The sequence below is a fragment of the Pseudomonas sp. BJa5 genome, assembly GCF_030272875.2.
Classification (GTDB): domain Bacteria; phylum Pseudomonadota; class Gammaproteobacteria; order Pseudomonadales; family Pseudomonadaceae; genus Aquipseudomonas.
In genome coordinates this window covers 55,612-70,000 of the sequence record NZ_JALRNG020000006.1, presented here as the reverse complement: position 1 = coordinate 70,000, position 14,389 = coordinate 55,612, and the positions used below count along the sequence as shown (strand labels likewise).

Genomic DNA, 14,389 nt, shown 5'->3' with positions numbered 1-14,389 from the left:
TGAGTGCATTTGACACCACAGCAAGCAGGACGCGTCGTCGCGACTTCGGCAGCACTGGGTTACCAGCCTGGCTCGAATGTCGCTGGACACGGGGGTGGCCCGCCACCCCTTGCGCACCTGACACCGACCGTGAGAAGTCGTGTGTGCCGAACGCCGTTTCCGGCAGCCCGGAAACCGACGGTATTACATGAAAAGAATGCTGATTAACGCGACTCAACCCGAAGAGTTGCGTGTAGCGCTGGTAGACGGCCAACGTCTCTACGACCTGGACATCGAGTCCGGTGCGCGCGAGCAGAAGAAGGCCAACATCTACAAGGGCCGGATCACCCGGATCGAACCCAGCCTCGAAGCCGCCTTCGTCGACTTCGGTTCCGAACGTCACGGCTTCCTGCCGCTGAAAGAAATCTCCCGCGAATACTTCAAGAAGTCCCCGGAAGGCCGGGTGAACATCAAGGAAGTACTCAGCGAAGGCCAGGAAGTCATCGTCCAGGTCGAGAAAGAGGAACGTGGCAACAAGGGCGCGGCCCTGACCACCTTCATCAGCCTCGCCGGTCGTTACCTGGTGCTGATGCCGAACAACCCACGTGCCGGTGGCATCTCCCGCCGCATCGAAGGCGAAGAGCGCAATGAACTGCGCGAAGCCCTGAACGGCCTGGTCGCCCCTGCCGACATGGGCCTGATCGTGCGCACTGCCGGCCTTGGCCGCAGCAGCGAAGAAATGCAATGGGACCTGGACTACCTGCTGCAACTCTGGACCGCCATCAAGGAAGCCTCCCAGGACCGCGCCGCACCTTTCCTGATCTACCAGGAAAGCAACGTCATCATCCGCGCCATCCGCGACTACCTGCGCCAGGACATCGGCGAAGTGCTGATCGACAGCATCGACGCCCAGGAAGAAGCCCTGACCTTCATCCGCCAGGTGATGCCGCAGTACGCCAGCAAGATCAAGCTGTACGAAGACAGCGTCCCGCTGTTCAACCGCTTCCAGATCGAAAGCCAGATCGAAACCGCCTTCCAGCGCGTGGTCGACCTGCCGTCCGGCGGCTCGATCGTGATCGACCCGACCGAAGCCCTGGTGTCCATCGACATCAACTCGGCGCGCGCCACCAAAGGCAGCGACATCGAGGAAACCGCCCTGCAGACCAACCTGGAAGCGGCTGAGGAAATCGCCCGCCAGCTGCGCCTGCGTGACATCGGCGGCCTGATCGTCATCGACTTCATCGACATGACCCCGGCCAAGAACCAGCGCGCCGTCGAGGAAAAGGTCCGTGAGTGCCTGGAAGCTGACCGTGCCCGCGTACAGGTCGGTCGCATCTCGCGCTTCGGCCTGCTGGAAATGTCCCGTCAACGCCTGCGTCCTTCCCTGGGCGAAAGCAGCGGCATCGTTTGCCCACGCTGCAGTGGCACCGGCATCATCCGTGACGTCGAGTCGCTGTCGCTGGCCATCCTGCGCCTGATCGAAGAAGAAGCCCTGAAGGACCGCACCGCCGAAGTCCGCGCCCAGGTGCCGATCCCGGTTGCCGCCTTCCTGCTCAACGAAAAACGCAATTCGATCACCAAGATCGAACTGCGTACCCGTGCGCGTATCGTCATCCTGCCGAACGACCACCTGGAAACCCCGCACTTCGAAGTCCAGCGCCTGCGTGACGACAGCCCGGAAGCCCTGAGCGGCCAGTCCAGCTACGAGATCGCCGCCGCCGAGGCCGAAGAAGCCCAGCCAGCAGCCGCCACCCGCACCCTGGTTCGCCAGGAAGCCGCGGTCAAGACTGCACCGGCCCGCGCCAACGCCCCGGTTCCGGCCACCCCGGAACAACCACCGGTTGCCGCCCCGGTTCATGCCGCGCCAGAGCCAAGCCTGTTCAAGGGCCTGGTGAAGTCGCTGGTCAGCCTGTTCGCCGGCAAGGAAGAGCCTGCCGCAGCGCCGGTTGTCGCCGAGAAGCCGGCCGCCGAGCGTCCGCAGCGCAACGAAGAGCGTCGCACCGGTCGCCAGCAGAGCCGCAACCGCAACGGCCGCCGCGAAGAAGATCGCAAGCCGCGCGAAGAGCGTGCGCCGCGTGAAGAACGCGCACCACGCGAAGAGCGTCAGCCACGCGAAGAGCGCGCCCCACGTGAAGAACGTGCACCGCGTGAAGAGCGTCAGCCTCGCGCCCCACGCGAAGATCGCCGCCAGCGCGAAGAGCGTCCGGTCCGCGAACTGCGCGAGCCGCTGGACGCCGCTACCCCGGCTGTTCGTGAAGAGCGTCCTGAGCGCGCCCCGCGTGAAGAGCGCCAGCCTCGTGAAGAGCGTGCACCGCGTGAAGAACGCGCACCACGCGAAGAGCGTCAACCGCGTGAAGAGCGTCAGCCACGCGAAGAACGCGCACCACGTGAAGAGCGTGCACCGCGTGAAGAGCGTCAACCTCGCCCACCACGTGAAGAGCGTCAGCCTCGCGCCGCCGAACAGGCTGCCGAAGCGGCCGAAGAGCAACTGCCGAACGAAGAACTGCTGCAGGACGAGACCCTGGAAGGCGCCGAAGGCGAACGCCCACGTCGCCGCTCCCGTGGCCAGCGTCGTCGCAGCAACCGTCGTGAGCGTCAGCGTGACGCCAACGGCAACCTGGTCGAAGGCGCCGAGGAAGGTAGCGAAGAACAGCCACAGCCAAGCGAGCTGGGTGCTGAACTGGCTGCCGGCCTGGCCGTGACCGCTGCCGTCGCCACCAGCAACATCAGCGCCGAAGCCGAAGCCGAGGCCAACCAGCAGGCCGAACGCGCCACCGCTGCCGTCGAAGAAGCGGCACCGGCTGTCGAGGTTGCCGCTGCCGAGCCTGAAGCTGTCGAAGCACCTCAGCCAGTCGTGGCCGAAGTGGCCGAAGTCAGCGAAGTGGCTGAAGCGGTTGAAGTCAGCGCCGCTCCGGTTGTCGAGCAGCCGTTCCAGGCCCCGGTTGAAGCTGCCGAAGTCAGCATCGCCCCGGTGGTCGAAGAAGTGGTTGTCGCCTCGGTTGAAGTGGCCGAGCCAGTGGTTGCTGCCGAGCCGGAAGTCCAGGCACCTGCGCAGGCCGAGCTGCAAGCGGTTGCCGAAGTTGCTGCAGAGCCAGCGCCAGTAGCGGTAGAAGCCCCGGCTCCGGTCGTTGAAGCAGCTGTCGAAGCACCAGCTCCGGCCAGCGCCTTGACCAGCACTGGCCGCGCGCCTAACGACCCACGCGAAGTGCGTCGTCGCAAGCGCGAAGCCGAAGCCGCAGCCGCTGCTGCAGCTGCCGCCGCTGAAGCCAGTGCCGATGCCGCCACTGAAACCCTGGAAACCGCAGAAGAGCACAAACCGCTCGTCTGATCTTCCAGGCTGAAAAAAAGCCCTGCCAGGTAACTGGCGGGGCTTTTTTATGGTTCTTCACGGAATCCCGGAGGGGCTAGGCTCCTTGGGCTTGGGCTTGGGCTTGGGTGTCGAGGTGGCGAGCTTATCCATTCCATGCAGTGACGCTGCCGGCCCCTTCCGCCTTTACGGCGGGTCCCTTTTGTCTTGGCAAAAGGAACCAAAACCGCTCGCTCCTACATACGGCCCTACGCTGCGCTCCGGGTTCCCTCGCTACGGTGTCTTCCAGGGGCTGCGCGGCCTACGACTTGCTTCGCCAAGTCTACGGCTCGCGTTCTTCGGCTACGCCGAAGGGTGCTGCGCACCCGCCCCCTCCAGACACCTACGCTCGGCCTCCTGAAGTCGCGAAGTTACGGGTGGCGCCTGTGCTGGCGTATCTTCGAAAGCAGATTGTGGCGCAGCCTGGCTGACGCCATCGCGGGGCAAGCCCGCTCCTACGGTTGCTCTTGATCTTCATGCGCGTCAGTTCAGGCGCTGCAGAATGCGACTTCAGGAGGCCGAGTGGAGGTGCCTGTAGGGGCCGTGCGCAGCACCTTCGGCGTAGCCGAAGAACGCGAGCCGTAGACTTGGCGAAGCAAGTCGTAGGCCGCGTGGCCCCGGAGGGCGCCGGAGCGAGGGGACCCGGAGCGCAGCGTAGGGCCGGATGCAGGAGCAGGCGGTTTTGCCTACTTTTTCCAAGAAAAAAGTAGGCCGCCGTAAGGGCGGAAGGGGCCGGCAGCGTCGCCACATGGAATGGATAAGCTCGCAAGCCCAAGCCCAATCCCAATCCCAATCCCAAGGACCATAGCCCTCAGGATTCCGTGAAGAACCTTTTTTATTGGACCCTGAAACCACCCTGTAGGAGCGGGCTTGTCCCGCGATGCGATCTGACTGGCGCGATCGCGGGACAAGCCCGCTCCTACAAAGGCGCATCAGTACAGGTTCGGCTCCATTTCCAGCTCGACCCCGAAGCGCTCGAGAATGTCAGCCTGGATCTTCTGCGCCAACTGATGCAACTGCTTGCCGCTGGCCTGGCCATAGTTGACCAGCACCAGCGCCTGCAGGCGATGCACCCCGGCATCTCCCTCGCGATAACCCTTCCAACCTGCCTGCTCGATCAGCCAGCCTGCCGCCAGTTTCACCTGGCCGTCAGCCTGTGGATAAGCCACCAGGCCCGGATGCTGCTGGCGAATCCGCTCCGCCAGTGCAGCCGGCACTACCGGGTTCTTGAAGAAGCTCCCGGCATTGCCCAGCTCGGCCGGATCCGGCAGCTTTTCACGACGAATGCTGCAGATGGCATTGCTGACATCCTGCGCAGTCGGCGCAGTGATGCCCTGCTCGCTCAGGCGCTGGCGCACCGGGCCATAGTCCAGGTGCGCCTGCAGAACACGACTCAAGGCAAAGCGGACACGCAGGATCAACCAGCGTCCCAGATGACGCTTGAACAGGCTGTCGCGGTAGCCGAACTGGCACTGCTCCAGGTCGAACTCGCACAGCTCGCCGGTCTGGCGATCCAGCGCCGTGAGGCTGACAAACACATCCTTGATCTCGACCCCGTAGGCACCGATGTTCTGCATCGGCGCAGCGCCGACCGTGCCCGGGATCAAGCTGAGGTTTTCCAGGCCCGCCAGGCCCTGGGCCAGACTCCACTGGACGAAGGGATGCCAGGGCTCGCCGGCCTCGGCTTCGACAATCACCCGCTCGCCGTCGTCGGCAAGGATGCGTAGCCCGCTGCTCGCCATACGCAGCACCAGGGCCTGCACATCCGTCGTCAGCAGCAGATTGCTGCCGCCACCGATCACCAGCACCGGAACCTGCTGGCGCGCCGCCTCTGCCAGGGCATCACGGACGTCCGCATCGTTATGCGCCTGGGTGAAGTAGCGCGCCTTCACATCGATGCCGAAGGTGTTGTAAGGCTTGAGCGATACCTGTTCCTGCCACTGCCCGCTCATAGACGTCCCTTGAGTTCGATGACCAACCGCTGGCAGGCCGCTTCGATCAGGTCCAGCACCTGCTCGAAGCCTTGTTCGCCGCCGTAGTAAGGATCTGGCACCTCATCCAGCACGCCGTCGAAGCGGCGCAGGAACAAGTCCAGCTCGGCCTTCGCCCCTGCCGGCCGCATGGCCTGCAGATGGCCAAGGTTGCTCTTGTCCATGGCCAGGATCAGGTCGTAGTCGTTGAAATGCGAAGCACGCACCTGCTGGGCGCGTTGCTGCGACAGGTCGTAACCGCGCAGCTGGGCCGCGCGGCGGGTGCGGCTGTCGGGCTGCTTGCCGACATGCCAGTCACCGGTGCCGGCCGAGGCCACTTCGATCAGTGCATCCAGGCCTTCGGCCTGCAACTGGTGGCGCAGCACGCCTTCGGCCGTGGGCGAACGACAGATGTTGCCCAGGCAGACAAACAGAACCCGCATCAGGCCTCCAGCAAGCGCCGTACGCGCTCCAGGTCTTCAGGCGTGTCCACGCCCACCGGCGGCGCCTCGAAGGCATCGGCGACATGGATACGCACGCCGTGCCAGAGGGCACGCAGCTGCTCCAGCGATTCGGTCTGCTCCAGCCAGCATGGGCCCCAGCCGACGAAGTCGTGGAGAAAGCCGGCACGGTAGGCATACATGCCGATGTGGCGACGGTACGGCACGCCCGCAGGCAACGCGTCGCGGTTTTTTGCAAAGGCATCACGCGCGTAGGGCAACGGCGCGCGGCTGAAGGTCAGCGCCAGGCCATTGCAGTCGCTGACCACCTTGACCGCATTGGGATTGAACACGGCGCCGACATCGCTGATCGGTTCGGCCAGGGTGGCGATACCGGCTTCAGGGTGTGCCGCGAGGTTAGCCGCCACCTGATCGATGATCACCGGCGGGATCAACGGCTCGTCGCCTTGCACGTTGACCACGATGGCGTCGGCGGCCAGGCCCAGCTTGGTGGCTACTTCTGCCAGGCGATCGGTGCCCGACTCGTGGTCTTCACGGGTCATCAGCACTTCGGCACCAAAGGCCTCGCACACCTGGTAGATACCGGCGTCGTCGGTGGCGATCACCACACGGCTCGCGCCGCTCTTGCGTGCCTGTTCCCAGACATGCTGGATCATCGGCTTGCCGGCAATCGGCAGCAACGGTTTGCCCGGCAGGCGAGTGGATCGCAGCCGTGCGGGAATGACCACTGTGTAATTCAGGCTCATTTATCCAGGCGCTCGTCATCGCTCAGGGTACGGGCCTCGCTTTCCAGCATCACCGGGATGCCGTCGCGGATCGGGTAAGCCAGGCCTGCGCCCTTGCTGATCAGCTCGGTCTTGTCGGCGCTGAGCTTGAGCGGGCCCTTGGTGATCGGGCAAGCCAGGATATCGAGCAGTTTGGTGTCCATGGGTATTCCTTGAGGCCGGTGGCCGGAAAAAGAAAGCAATCAGGGCTGTGGCGATGCCTGCAACAAACGCTCTAGCTGGCCGTCGAACCAGGCCAGGAAGGCCGGGGACGGCACGGCGTCGACCGCCAGGTACCACCAGTCGTCAGCGGCGAAGGCACGGCATTTGACCGCGTCCTTCTCGGTCATGATCAGCGGCAGCGAAGGCGAGAAGCTCAGGGCCTCGGCGTTGTACTGCGCGTGATCGGCAAAGGCATGCGGTACTGGCCGCCAGTTTAGCCCTTGCAGGGTATTGAAGAAACGTTGCGGGTTACCGATGCCGGCCACTGCGTGCACGGCCTGGCCAGGCGCAAAATGTTCAAGCCCCACCCGTTCGCCACTGCGCAGGTTGACCAGCGCGCTGGGCCTGAGGGTAAAGGCGAAGCCATCGTCGCGGTCGGCAACAGCGCCATTGTAGAGCAGCGCATCCACTTCCTGCAGACGCTCCACCGGCTCGCGCAGGGGGCCGGCGGGCAGGCAGCGGCGATTGCCCAGGCCGCGGGCAGCGTCGATCAGCACCAGCTCCAGGTCCCGGGCCAGGCGATAATGCTGCATGCCGTCGTCGCAGAGGATCAGGTCCAGCACCTCGCTGGCCAGCAGTGCCTGCACGGCGCGGGAACGGTCCGGATCGATCATCAGCGGCACGCCGGTGCGCTGCACGATCAGCAACGGCTCATCACCCGCTTCGCTGGCGTCCTGCCCGGCCGTCACCCGCCAGGGCAGTTGCGGTGGCTTGGCGCCGTAGCCGCGACTGACCACGCCAACCCGCAGGCCTTGCTGGCGGCAATGCTCGATCAGACAGAGGATCATCGGGGTCTTGCCGGTGCCACCGATGGTGATGTTGCCCACCACGATCACTGGCACCGCTGCCCGGTAGCTGGCGCTCTCCCCGCTCAGGAAGCGGGCGCGCTTGCGCAACACCACCCGGCGGTAGAGCGCCTCCAGCGGACGCAGCAGCGCCAGTGCCGGATGGCCATCGTACCAGGCGGCAAGCAGGCGATCGGCAAGGGCCATCAGGGTGTCCCCTGAGCCGCCTCGACCGTGGTCATGCGCAACTGGCTGAAACCGAGCTTACCGGCCGCATCCATGGCAGTGACCACCGCCTGGTGCGGGGTCTTGCCGTCGGCGCTGATCGACAACGGCAGTTTGGTATCACCGGCAGATTCTTTCTGCAGGGCTTCGGTCAGGGTCGCCAGGTCGCTCCTGGGCAACAGGTTGTTGTTCACCGAATAGATGCCGTCGGCGCTGATGGTGATATCCAGGCGCTTGGGTTCGTCGTCCGGTGCCGGCGCGCCGCTGACCGACTCGGGCAGCTCGACGCGCAACTGGGTTTCGCGGGTGAAGGTGGTGGTCACCACGAAGAACAGCAGCAGGATGAACACCACATCGATCAACGAGGCCAGGTTGATGTCCACGGTCTCCCGTGGCTTGCGCCGGAATTTCACGCCTTGCCCTCGGCCAGGTCGACTTCACGGTCGCCCTGCACCACTTCGACCAGCTTGATCGCCTCCTGCTCCATGCCGACCACCAGCTCGTCGATGCGTCGCTGCAGGAAACGGTGGAAGAACACCGACGGAATACCGACCATCAGACCGGCAGCCGTAGTGATCAGGGCCTTGGAAATACCACCAGCCAGCACCGAGGCATTGGCTGCCATGCCGGTACCCATGAAGGCGCTGAAAATGTCGATCATGCCGAGCACCGTACCCAGCAGGCCCAGCAACGGCGCCATGGCGGCGATGGTGCCCAGGGCGTTGATGTAGCGCTCCAGTTCGTGGATCACCCGGGCGGCGGCTTCCTCGATGCACTCCTTCATGATCTCGCGACCATGACGGGAGTTGGCAAGGCCGGCGGCAAGGATCTCGCCCAGCGGCGAATCGGCGCGCAGGGCCTTGAGCTTGTCACTGGTCAATTGCTTGTCCTTGATCCACATCCACACCTGGCCCAGCAGGTGCGGTGGAGTGACCCGGCTGGCGCGCAGGGTCCAGAGGCGCTCGGCGACGATAGCCATGGCGGCGATGGAACTCAGAATGATCGGCAGCATCATCCAACCACCGGACTTGACCAATTCCCACACAGTAAGCATCCCCTTGAAAAAGTCCGTAACTCTACCATAGGACCCCTGCACGCTCATCTGCCGAAGGTCGTCAACCGGGCTGGCGCCAGAAGCGCCGCTGCTCGCGCAGCCCCGACGGCCTGCCGAAAGCCCCCAGTTGCAGGCGTAGCGCACCATGTACAGCGCTGTCGAAGGCTTCGACGCCATTGGTCCGGTAGCGTTCCATGACCTCGGCATGGGGGTGGCCGAAGGCGTTGTAGCGGCCACGGGAAATCAGCACACCGCGCGGCGTCGTGGCATCCAGCAGGGCTTGGCTGGATGAACTGCGACTGCCGTGGTGCGGCGCCTGCAGCCAGTCGATCCGGGTGGCCTGCCAGTCCCGGGTCCAGGCCCGCTCGCCGGCAGCGTCCAAATCGCCGGTCAGCAACAGGCGCTCGCCGCCCGCCTCGACCAGCAGCACGCAGGACTCCTGGTTGCTGTCACCCGCGCCCCGCCACTGCCAGAGCGAGAAACTCACACCGTCCCATTGCCACTGCCGTCCGCTTGCACAGGGCTGGGCCTGCAAGACGGCTGGCAGCCTGGCCGCCTCACCGCCGACCACGCTGCGCACCGGCAATCCGCGCTGTACCGCCGGCGCACCGCCAGCATGATCGGCGTCGGCATGGCTGAGCAGCATCAGATCGACCGCGCTCACGCCCAGCTTGTGCAAGGTCGTCAGCACGATCCGCTCGCCCAGGTCCTGGTCGGCCAAGGCAGGGCCTGCGTCATACAGCAGCGTGTGGTGACGGGTACGCAGGACCAACGCCAGGCCCTGGCCGACGTCCAGTTGCCAGACCTCGACCTGCCCGTGCGGCACCCGCTCCCTCGGCGCAAATACCGCCAGCAGCAGCAAGGGCCAGCCCAGCACCCGCATCGGCAGGCCGCGGGGCAACAGCAGCAACAGCACCCCCAGGGTCAACAGGCCCCAGACCAGCCATGGCACCGGCTCCGGCACCCAGGCCGGGCGCCAATGGGCCATTGCCGCCAGTAGGCGAAACAATCCATCGAGCAACCCGCCCGCCAGCCACAGCATGGCTTCGCCCAGTACCGGCAGGGGCAATAACAGGGTACCCAGCAGCGCCAGCGGCAATACCGCCAGGCTGACCCAGGGCACGGCGATCAAGTTGGCCACCGGCGCACTGAGGCTGACCGGCAGGCCCAGCGCCAGCAGCGCTGGCAGCAGGCCGACAGCGATCATCCATTGCGCCCTGCCCCAGGCCAGCCAGGGGTTCCAGGCGCCTAAACGACCGCTGAAGGTAAAGATCAGCACCGCGACGGCGACGAAGGACAACCAGAACCCCGGCTGCAGGCTGGCCAGCGGCTCCCACAGCAATACCGCATCGAGCGCCAGCAACAGCGGCACACCCACGCCCAGATGGCGATAGCGCAGGCGCCAGAGCAACACCACCGCCAACATCAGGCAGGCGCGCTGTACCGGCACCTGAAAGCCGGCCAGCCCGCCATAGCCAAGCGCCGCACCGAAGGCTGCGGCACAGGCCCAGGGCAACCAGGGCACGGCCCGCGGCCACAGGCCCAGCCGCGCCAACCCGGCGACCAGTCCATAGACCAGCCCCGCCAGCAACCCGACATGCTGACCGGAGATCACCAGCAGATGCACCGTGCCCGTGGCCTGCAGCGTCTGCCAGTCCTCCCGGGCAAGGCCGGCGCCATGCCCCAGCACCAGGGCCACCAGCGCCGCCTCGCGGCCCTGGGCCTGCACCGCCAACAACCGCTGACGCAGGTCGTTGCGCCAGGCCGGCCCGGCAGCTTCCAGGCGCTCGCCGGCCTTCACGCTGCCCGTGGCGCCGATGCGCCGGGCCAGCAGGGCCGCCTCGCGATCCGGACCATGAGGGTTGAGCAAACCCTGGGGGCGCTTGAGCGTGACTGCCAGGCGCCAGCGCTCGCCACTGGCTACCGTCGGCCCGCCAAACCAGCTCAGTTGCAGGCGTTGCGGCAACTGCGCCCGCCGCGACCAGGGATCGTCAAGTTCGAAGCGTACTGCTCGAGCGCCCTGCTCCGGCAGGCCGCTGACCCGGCCCTCCAGCCACAGGGTGCGGCCATCGAGGGCGGAATCCAGGCGATCATCCAGTGCCTGCTGCGCCGACAGGCAGGCCCAGCTCAGGCCCAACAGGAACAGCCCCAGCGGACGAGCCCGCCAGGGCAAACAACAAAGACCGACCAGGGCGATGACCACCAGCATCCCGACCGATGGCAACACCGGCAGAGCGCCCAGGCACAACAGCCCCAGTGCAAGCGCCAACATCCCTGTGCGCATGGCTTGAAGCTCCAGAAGCGATTCACCTTCTGAGGCTTAGATCACTGGCAGCGGGTGCTCGCTCAATAATTGTCACAAAGTCTGTAATGGGCGCTTTTAGAATCCGTGCATACTTGCCATCTTCCTACAGTCGAGAGCCTACATGCCGCGTCGTCTCTTCAAACGCTACATGCCCGACCCGACCAGCATCAGGGAACACAAATCCTTACGCTTTCTCGGCCGGCTGTTGCACGACCCGAACCTCTGGCACCTGAATCGGCACTCGGTGGCGCGAGCAATGGCTGTCGGTCTTTTCGCGGCGTTCATCCCGATACCGATGCAGATGCTGCTGGCCGCAAGCCTGGCGATCCTGGTGCGCGGCAACATGCCGATTGCCGTCAGCCTGGTGTGGCTGACCAACCCGTTCACCATGCCGCCGGTGTTCTACTGCACCTACCAGATGGGCGCATGGCTGATGCAGATTCCGCCCAGGACCTTGCCCGAGGAACTGACCTTCGAGTGGATCACCGACCAGCTGTCGACCCTGTGGCAGCCGTTCCTGCTGGGCTCGGTGGTGTGCGGCCTGCTGCTCGGCGCCCTGGCCTACTGCCTGACCATGCTCTATTGGCGCTGGTGGGTAGGCCGGCAGTGGCGCCGGCGCAAGCAAAAGGTGTCAGGTGCGCATTCCTCGGCCGCTGACCAGTAACCGGGCGCAGCCGACATACAGCACGGCAGTGGCTACCAGCATGAAGGCGATGGCCACGCCGATGCGGATATCCGACACGCCGAGAATGCCGTAGCGGAACGAGTTGACCATGTGCAGCACCGGGTTGGCCAGCGACACGGTCTGCCAGAACGGCGGCAGCAGGTTGATCGAATAGAACACCCCACCCAGGTAGGTCAGCGGCGTCAGGACGAAGGTCGGAATGATCGAGATATCGTCGAAGTTGCGCGCAAACACCGCATTGATGAAACCGAGCAACGAGAAGATGGTCGCCGTGAGCAACACCACCAGCACGGTCACGCCCAGGTGGTGCACTTGCAGGTCGGTGAAGAACAGCGACAGCAAGGTGACGATCACCCCCACCGCCAGGCCGCGCAGCACGCCACCCAGGGTGTAGCCGATGAGGATGGTATGCGGCGATACCGGCGAGACCATCAGCTCTTCGATCGAGCGCTGGAACTTGCTGCCGAAGAAACTCGACACCACGTTGCCGTAGGAGTTGGTGATCACCGACATCATGATCAGCCCCGGCACGATGTACTCCATGTAGGTGAAGCCACCCATGTCGCCGATCTGCCGGCCGATCAGGTTACCGAAGATGACGAAGTACAGGACCATGGTGATCGCCGGGGGCAGCAGGGTTTGCGGCCAGATCCGGGTAAAACGACGTACTTCACGGTAGACAATGGTATTGAGGGCGACCAGGTTGGCGCTCAGCTCCGAACTCATACCGCCACCTTCGCCAGGTTTTTCTCGACCAGGGACACGAACAGCTCCTCCAGGCGGTTGGTCTTGTTGCGCAGGCTCTGTACCTCGATGTTCTGTACCGCCAGCTGGCTGAACAGCCCGGTGATGCCGGCTTCGTTGTCCACGCCCTTGTCCACCTGCACCTCCAGGGTATTGGGGGTGACCAGGCGGCACGGGTAGCCGATCAGCGTCGGCGCCTGGGCCAGCTCCTGCTTGAGGTCGAGCAGGAAGGTCTCGACATGCAGCTTGCCCAGCAACTCACGCATGCTGGTGTTCTCGACGATGGTGCCGTGATCGATGATGCCGATGTGACGGCACAGCTGCTCGGCTTCTTCCAGGTAGTGGGTGGTGAGGATGATGGTAATGCCCTGCTGGTTCAGCTCGGTGAGGAAGCTCCACATCGAACGGCGCAGCTCGATATCCACACCCGCGGTCGGCTCATCGAGGATCAGCAGGCGCGGCTCGTGGATCAGCGCCCGGGCGATCATCAGGCGCCGCTTCATGCCGCCGGACAGCGAACGCGACGGCACATCGTGCTTGTCCCACAGGCCCAGCTGGGTCAGGTACTTCTCGGCGCGCTCCTTGGCCACCTTGGCCGGAATGCCGTAGTAACCGGCCTGGGTCACGACGATGTCGAAGGTCTTCTCGAACTGGTTGAAGTTGAACTCCTGCGGCACCACGCCGATGCTGCGCTTGAGCGCGGCGGGCTTGCGGTCCAGGTCGTGGCCGAAGACGCTCACGCTGCCGCTGGTCTTGTTGACCAGGGTCGAGAGGATGCCGATGGTGGTCGACTTGCCAGCACCGTTTGGGCCGAGCAAAGCAAAGAAGTCACCTTCGGCGACATCCAGGTCAATGCCTTTGAGGGCCTGGAAACCGTTGCCGTAGGTTTTGGTTAGCTGCCTTATGGACAGAGCAGAACTCATAGCGGGTCATGTACCAGTATCGAAGGTTCGGAACGCGGTCGGGCAGGCCGACCGCAACGTATATGAGCATGGTGCTTGTCCAGGTCATACAAGTACAGTCATGAGTATCGATAGTAACTATCAGATTGACCGTTGTGATCAGGTCAAGGCGGTCATCACCGCCGCCTGGAAGGCCGGCCGCTCCTGCAGGCGCTCGTACCAGGCGCGCAGGTGACGCATTTCGGGACGCTCGATGGGCATCTCGAACCAGGCGTAGGCGAAGCAGCCCAGGGGGATGTCGCCCATTCCCAGTTGCTCGCCCGACAGGTAGGGACGTTCGGCCAGGGCCTGGTCGGCAATCGACAGCAACTGCGCGCAGGTCTTGTGCGCGGCATTGATCGCCACCCAGTCGCGCTGCTCGGCCGGCGTGCGCAGGATGCCCCAGAACAGCGGGCGGAACGGCGTGGCCAGGGACGAAGTGGCCCAATCCATCCACTTGTCGGCCTCGGCGCGCTGGCGCGGATCCTCGGCGTACCAGCCCGAATCCCGGCCATATTGCGCCGACAGGTAGCGCACGATGGCGTTGGACTCCCAGAGCACCAGGCCCTGGTCCTCGATCATCGGCACCAGGCCATTGGGATTGAGTGCACGGTATTCAGGCTCGTTGACCAGGCCGAAGGCACCACCGGCATCGATCGATTGGTATTCCAGCCCCAACTCTTCTGCGCACCACAGTGCCTTCCTGACATTGGTCGAATTCTTTCGGCCCCAGATCTTGAGCATGACGACGTCCTTATGGGTAGGCGGGGCGCCCAGTCTACTCCAGACATCGACCCTGGCAATCGCCGGGGTGAACGCCTGCAGTCATGGCCTGTCACTGTTCAGACAGGCCGACCTGCAGATGCGGACTAAGCTCTGAGGGATCGGCCGACGCCCTGGATTCACGG

The 14,389-nt window shown here is 64.7% G+C and carries 13 protein-coding genes; 2 read left to right on the top strand and 11 right to left on the bottom strand.

The window, feature by feature from the left end; genetic code table 11:
- Nucleotides 1–187 precede the first annotated feature (187 nt).
- On the top strand, nucleotides 188–3,307 hold the full coding sequence (gene rne, locus M2D63_RS05195) for a ribonuclease E (RefSeq protein WP_285861747.1): 3,120 nt from the start codon (nucleotides 188–190) through the stop codon (nucleotides 3,305–3,307).
- Nucleotides 3,308–4,257: 950 nt separating this feature from the next.
- Here the strand turns inward: rne and murB are convergent.
- The 8 genes from murB to M2D63_RS05155 all read right to left on the bottom strand — a co-directional run bounded on the left by murB (nucleotide 4,258) and on the right by M2D63_RS05155 (nucleotide 11,090).
- Nucleotides 4,258–5,277: a UDP-N-acetylmuramate dehydrogenase gene (gene murB, locus M2D63_RS05190; protein ID WP_285861746.1), complete on the bottom strand. Its 1,020-nt coding sequence runs from the start codon at nucleotides 5,275–5,277 to the stop codon at nucleotides 4,258–4,260.
- Nucleotides 5,274–5,738, bottom strand: a complete 465-nt coding sequence (locus tag M2D63_RS05185; RefSeq protein ID WP_285861745.1) for a low molecular weight protein-tyrosine-phosphatase — start codon at nucleotides 5,736–5,738, stop codon at nucleotides 5,274–5,276. Before M2D63_RS05185 ends, murB begins: the two co-directional genes overlap by 4 nt.
- A complete protein-coding gene (gene kdsB / locus M2D63_RS05180) occupies nucleotides 5,738–6,502 on the bottom strand; it encodes a 3-deoxy-manno-octulosonate cytidylyltransferase (RefSeq protein WP_285861744.1) in 765 nt (254 codons plus the stop codon). Before kdsB ends, M2D63_RS05185 begins: the two co-directional genes overlap by 1 nt.
- Nucleotides 6,499–6,684 (bottom strand): Trm112 family protein, encoded by a 186-nt coding sequence (locus M2D63_RS05175; protein WP_045187141.1) that lies wholly within the window; start codon nucleotides 6,682–6,684, stop codon nucleotides 6,499–6,501. Before M2D63_RS05175 ends, kdsB begins: the two co-directional genes overlap by 4 nt.
- Before the next feature lie 39 nt (nucleotides 6,685–6,723).
- Nucleotides 6,724–7,734, bottom strand: a complete 1,011-nt coding sequence (gene lpxK / locus M2D63_RS05170) for a tetraacyldisaccharide 4'-kinase (RefSeq protein ID WP_285861743.1) — start codon at nucleotides 7,732–7,734, stop codon at nucleotides 6,724–6,726.
- Nucleotides 7,734–8,165 (bottom strand): biopolymer transporter ExbD, encoded by a 432-nt coding sequence (locus tag M2D63_RS05165; protein ID WP_285861742.1) that lies wholly within the window; start codon nucleotides 8,163–8,165, stop codon nucleotides 7,734–7,736. Before M2D63_RS05165 ends, lpxK begins: the two co-directional genes overlap by 1 nt.
- Nucleotides 8,162–8,797, bottom strand: coding sequence for a MotA/TolQ/ExbB proton channel family protein (locus M2D63_RS05160; RefSeq protein WP_285861741.1), 636 nt, complete (start codon nucleotides 8,795–8,797; stop codon nucleotides 8,162–8,164). Before M2D63_RS05160 ends, M2D63_RS05165 begins: the two co-directional genes overlap by 4 nt.
- A gap of 70 nt (nucleotides 8,798–8,867) precedes the next feature.
- Complete coding sequence (locus M2D63_RS05155; protein WP_285861740.1) at nucleotides 8,868–11,090, bottom strand: DNA internalization-related competence protein ComEC/Rec2; 2,223 nt, start codon at nucleotides 11,088–11,090, stop codon at nucleotides 8,868–8,870.
- Nucleotides 11,091–11,232: 142 nt separating this feature from the next.
- On the opposite strand from M2D63_RS05155, the gene M2D63_RS05150 reads away from it, so the two are divergent.
- Nucleotides 11,233–11,775: a DUF2062 domain-containing protein gene (locus M2D63_RS05150; RefSeq protein ID WP_285861739.1), complete on the top strand. Its 543-nt coding sequence runs from the start codon at nucleotides 11,233–11,235 to the stop codon at nucleotides 11,773–11,775.
- Here M2D63_RS05150 and M2D63_RS05145 read toward each other — a convergent pair.
- The 3 genes from M2D63_RS05145 to M2D63_RS05135 form a co-directional block, all read right to left on the bottom strand.
- Nucleotides 11,743–12,522: an ABC transporter permease gene (locus M2D63_RS05145; RefSeq protein ID WP_285861738.1), complete on the bottom strand. Its 780-nt coding sequence runs from the start codon at nucleotides 12,520–12,522 to the stop codon at nucleotides 11,743–11,745. The two genes, M2D63_RS05150 and M2D63_RS05145, sit on opposite strands and share 33 nt — an antisense overlap.
- Nucleotides 12,519–13,463 carry an ABC transporter ATP-binding protein gene (locus tag M2D63_RS05140; RefSeq protein ID WP_285861737.1) on the bottom strand — a complete coding sequence of 315 codons (945 nt, stop codon included), beginning with the start codon at nucleotides 13,461–13,463 and terminating at the stop codon, nucleotides 12,519–12,521. The genes M2D63_RS05145 and M2D63_RS05140 overlap by 4 nt, the downstream gene beginning before the upstream one ends.
- A 138-nt stretch (nucleotides 13,464–13,601) precedes the next feature.
- A complete protein-coding gene (locus M2D63_RS05135; protein WP_285861736.1) occupies nucleotides 13,602–14,225 on the bottom strand; it encodes a glutathione S-transferase family protein in 624 nt (207 codons plus the stop codon).
- Between the last annotated feature and the right edge of the window lie 164 nt (nucleotides 14,226–14,389).

Bases quoted from the DNA above. Each gene is read 5' to 3' on its own strand.
- rne (WP_285861747.1), top strand. From the start codon at position 188: ATGAAAAGAATGCTGATTAACGCGACTCAACCCGAAGAGTTGCGTGTA.
- murB (WP_285861746.1), bottom strand. From the start codon at position 5,277: ATGAGCGGGCAGTGGCAGGAACAGGTATCGCTCAAGCCTTACAACACC.
- M2D63_RS05185 (WP_285861745.1), bottom strand. From the start codon at position 5,738: ATGCGGGTTCTGTTTGTCTGCCTGGGCAACATCTGTCGTTCGCCCACG.
- kdsB (WP_285861744.1), bottom strand. From the start codon at position 6,502: ATGAGCCTGAATTACACAGTGGTCATTCCCGCACGGCTGCGATCCACT.
- M2D63_RS05175 (WP_045187141.1), bottom strand. From the start codon at position 6,684: ATGGACACCAAACTGCTCGATATCCTGGCTTGCCCGATCACCAAGGGC.
- lpxK (WP_285861743.1), bottom strand. From the start codon at position 7,734: ATGGCCCTTGCCGATCGCCTGCTTGCCGCCTGGTACGATGGCCATCCG.
- M2D63_RS05155 (WP_285861740.1), bottom strand. From the start codon at position 11,090: ATGCGCACAGGGATGTTGGCGCTTGCACTGGGGCTGTTGTGCCTGGGC.
- M2D63_RS05150 (WP_285861739.1), top strand. From the start codon at position 11,233: ATGCCGCGTCGTCTCTTCAAACGCTACATGCCCGACCCGACCAGCATC.
- M2D63_RS05145 (WP_285861738.1), bottom strand. From the start codon at position 12,522: ATGAGTTCGGAGCTGAGCGCCAACCTGGTCGCCCTCAATACCATTGTC.
- M2D63_RS05140 (WP_285861737.1), bottom strand. From the start codon at position 13,463: ATGAGTTCTGCTCTGTCCATAAGGCAGCTAACCAAAACCTACGGCAAC.
- M2D63_RS05135 (WP_285861736.1), bottom strand. From the start codon at position 14,225: ATGCTCAAGATCTGGGGCCGAAAGAATTCGACCAATGTCAGGAAGGCA.